This window comes from Microcystis sp. M31BS1 (genome assembly GCF_020245285.1).
GTDB lineage: Bacteria > Cyanobacteriota > Cyanobacteriia > Cyanobacteriales > Microcystaceae > Microcystis > Microcystis panniformis.
In genome coordinates, this window is record NZ_JADBVE010000256.1 from 1 (window position 1) to 3716 (window position 3716).

A 3716-nucleotide genomic window follows, 5' to 3' on the forward strand; every position below is an offset into this window, starting at 1 on the left:
TCTAACCCACAACGAGGACAGACTGCTTTTTTATTTTTCGATTCGATTCGTCAAACTATACCGATATTTTCTAGGTGTCGATAGCCTTGAATACAGGTTCCTTGTAGGTTCAAAAATTTGTCAAGTATCATAAGTAAAATACTCTGGTTTTGGCTCTTCTGGTTTCTGTGTGGAAACGAGGTCTATACTGATAGTTTATTCCGCAAAATAGCACTAAAAGTCTTGCCTGATAAGCATTTCACGATTCCATAAGCAAAAATTATCACACAAAGTCGAGAAGAGCCTGGTTTTTGGTCTCCTGGGACAATTCTTGGGGGACGCAGACCCAATGTTCTCTGGCTCCCAGGTCAATTCCCGCCGCCTTGGCATTGATGATGTTTAACTTCTGGTCACTACTTTGGGTTTTTGGGGACTTGTTTCGGGATTTGGTCATGGCTTTGTTGGCTCCGAGTTATGATCGGGGAAGTACCCTGGTTCTAGGAAGGGTTTTTTACTTGATTCTCGACCACGGGTTCACGAGTTAATCCTCGTCTCGCCAATTCTTTTTTCCTCTTTCCTAGGGACCTTTGCTGATAATCGGGTCTAATGACACCATTGTTACTCCGGTTTGAGTTCAGGATACTTCCAGATTTAGAATATCAGGGCTTGCCCCTAGTTTCTCTTTTTCTTTTTAGGGCGCTTTGCGTCCTTCAGGAGCTAATAACTGATAACTGATGCTTACTCCCTTTGATTCCCCCAGATCTTTACATTGGCAGCAAAGCTTGCGATCACCAATTATTCGTCAATTGGAGATATTTAGCTTTACAACGCAGTTTTTGACTTTTTTGCTCTGGGATCGTTTAACGGGGGCTAATAGGGGCAAAAAACGGCAAAGGAGAGCGAAATGGTTAGTAGACCGCCTCATGAATTTAGGACCAACTTTTATTAAAATTGGACAATCTTTATCGACGCGAGCAGATTTAATTCCGCTCGAATATATCGAACAATTAACCCAATTACAGGATCGAGTTCCCGAATTTAATAGTCAAGAAGCGATCCGAGTTATCGAAACAGAATTAGGACAACCCCTAGATAATTTATTTGCAAGTTTTAGCGTTTCTCCCCTCGCTTGTGCCAGTTTAGGACAAGTGCATCGAGCGCAGTTATTAAGTGGGGAAGAGGTGGTTATTAAGGTACAAAGACCGAATCTAGAAGGACTATTTAATCTCGATTTTGAATTGTTGCATCGTCTCACCCGTTGGTTAAATGTTTTCCCCGTAGTGAAAAAATATAATTTAGAAGCTATCTATCAAGAATTCTTTGAGCTACTCTTTCAAGAAATCGATTATATTCATGAGGGGAAAAATGCTGATCGCTTTCGGGACAATTTTAAGAATTATCCCCAGGTAAAAGTCCCTTTAGTTTACTGGCAATATACCACTCGCAAGGTATTAACTTTGGAGTATGTGCCGGGGATTAAAGTTGATGATCGAGAGACTTTAATAGCTAATAATATTAACGTCGATGGTATTATTCAACTGGGGATCTGTTCCTATCTCAAACAACTATTACAGGATGGTTTTTTCCAATCAGACCCCCATCCAGGTAATATGGCAGTTAGTCAGGAAGGGGAGTTAATTTTCTACGATTTCGGCACGATGTTCGAGTTAAAGTCCGTCGCTAAAGATCAAATGATCGAAACCTTTTTCGCTATCTTGAGAAAGGATACAGAAACAATCTTAAAAACTTTGATGTATATGGGGTTAATTGAACCCGTTAGAGATCTACAACCCATACGAAATATCGTGCAGTTTCTTTTAGATGAATTTCGCGATAAACCGGTAGATGTGAGGGTCTTTGAACAAATTAGCGATCAAGTGTATTTAATGTTTAAACAGCAACCTTTTCGCTTACCTCCCCAAATGACTTTTATTATTAAATCTGTCACCACTTTGGATGGAATTGCCCGCTCTTTAGATCCCCAGTATAATTTATTAGCAGCTAGTCAACCTTTTGTGAAAAGTCTAGCAGTATCAGGAGGAACTACCAACACCATGCTTATCCTAGCTAATCAAGCGCGCACTTTTCTTAAACAACAATGGCAAAAAGGTAATAAAAACGAGAGAATACTCCGTCAATTAGAGGAAAAAATCGAGCGAGGAAATTTAGTTTTTCAAGTTAAGTCACGGGAAAATGAACGACTTCTGAAAAGAATTTATCTGGGAATTAAAGTATTAATTAATGTCTGTCTATTGGGATTTAGCCTTATATCAGCCATATTTTTATTAGACACTAACTATAGCAAACTAGCCATTATTCCCTTCAGTTTAGCGGGGTTATTTGGTTTATTTTTTCTGCGTTCTTCCATGGCTTTATTGATTCAGGAAAGATTAGATAAAATGCTAGAAAAGTAAATAATTATCATCTTTAATTAGTAGATGGCTTTTGTTATCCGCAACAAAAATTAAAGTTTGACAGGCTGTCTGTTGACAAGATTTTCCAGAAGTTATCATAATGAAAATGTTTTCATTGCACCCAGCAGCAAGAGGACAAGAAAATGTTGTTAAAATCTTTAGCCCTTGGTTCCCTTGTCGGATTATCCTTAGTTACATCTATCCCAGTCTTGGCTAATCCTTCCCTTTCTCCAGTACAAACTAACGAAGCAATAATCGCTGTCGGTCAACAAAAATCCGATTTATTTGTTAATTTAACCACCGATGATCCTTGGCGAGCTGCAATGGCCATTGGTGTCGCCACCAATATGTTGAAAAAAGGTCACTCAACCACTATTTTTTTGAATATTACAGGGGTACACTTGGCTGCGAAGACAATTCCTCAACACACTAACGGTATCACTGGTAAAACCCTGCAAGCAATGGTAGTAGATTTCATCAGTCAAGGGGGAAAAGTCTTAATTTGTCCCTCCTGTATGAAACAAGCAGCAATAAAACCTGAAGATCTAATTGCCGGTGTGGTGACAAGTTCTCCCGATTCCCTAGAAGCAAATTTATTTAACGAAACGGTTAAAGTAATTAGCTGGTAAATCTAGCATTTTCTAGAGAATCTAGAGACCTTAACAATAAGGTCTCTATTATTAGTAGATTTATTTTTGCTTAAAAGAGCGGCCGCTCTTGACTCAGTCGTTATACCATTTTTCTTGGTTCGTGAACCGCCTTCCCAGAAAGCTAAGCTGTTGACTATCTAGGGTTTGCTGAATAAATATTACTGGGAGCCTTACTAGAAAACGGTTTTGGGACTTTTTTAGTCAAAAAAGTGCAAGAGACAAACGTTGAGAAATCGATCCGAGGGACTCATACTATTAGGGGTCGAGAAGGTCGTCACCGACCTCCCCTCCCATTCAGAACCGTGCATGAGACTTTCACCTCACACGGCTCCTAGTTTGACTGCTCCCTTGTTAAGGATACAGCTTGACTTCTTTTGGTTGCCATCTTGGCTTCCATCTGATGCCGATTTATCATCGTGACAGTGGCGGTGTAGCAATTGAAGGTTCTTGTATTCGTCCTTTCCGCCTAAGCTGAGAGGGTGAATGTGGTCAACTTCAATTAAATCCGATGGGGTAAAATACTGCCCACATTGGCTACACTTGCCTTGTTGCTTCTTAAGTAGTTTGGCTACTCTAGTCGGTGTGTCAATTGCTTGTCCTCTTCTGGTCGCCCAGTAAGTCCAATTTCCGTCGTAGGGTGAAGCGTCGGGGCGAACTAAGGTATGTCTGACAA

3 protein-coding genes and 1 pseudogene are annotated in these 3716 nt (G+C 40.1%); 2 read left to right on the forward strand and 2 right to left on the reverse strand.

The window, feature by feature from the left end; all coding sequences use genetic code 11:
• Nucleotides 1-262 precede the first annotated feature (262 nt).
• The gene (locus IM509_RS15125) at nt 263-433 is read right to left on the reverse strand and encodes a hypothetical protein (RefSeq protein ID WP_158499382.1); all 171 of its coding nucleotides are present in this window, start codon (nt 431-433) and stop codon (nt 263-265) included.
• 280 nt (nt 434-713) lie between these two features.
• On the opposite strand from IM509_RS15125, the gene IM509_RS15130 reads away from it, so the two are divergent.
• Nucleotides 714-2393, forward strand: coding sequence for an ABC1 kinase family protein (locus IM509_RS15130; RefSeq protein WP_052278057.1), 1680 nt, complete (start codon nt 714-716; stop codon nt 2391-2393).
• Nucleotides 2394-2536: 143 nt separating this feature from the next.
• Nucleotides 2537-3022, forward strand: a complete 486-nt coding sequence (locus IM509_RS15135) for a DsrE family protein (protein WP_052278056.1) — start codon at nt 2537-2539, stop codon at nt 3020-3022.
• A 352-nt stretch (nt 3023-3374) separates the two neighbouring features.
• Here IM509_RS15135 and IM509_RS15140 read toward each other — a convergent pair.
• Nucleotides 3375-3716 (reverse strand): annotated as a pseudogene (locus IM509_RS15140) (HNH endonuclease); the annotation flags it as partial.

Bases quoted from the DNA above. Each gene is read 5' to 3' on its own strand.
- IM509_RS15130 (WP_052278057.1), top strand. From the start codon at position 714: ATGCTTACTCCCTTTGATTCCCCCAGATCTTTACATTGGCAGCAAAGC.
- IM509_RS15135 (WP_052278056.1), top strand. From the start codon at position 2,537: ATGTTGTTAAAATCTTTAGCCCTTGGTTCCCTTGTCGGATTATCCTTA.
- IM509_RS15125 (WP_158499382.1), bottom strand. From the start codon at position 433: ATGACCAAATCCCGAAACAAGTCCCCAAAAACCCAAAGTAGTGACCAG.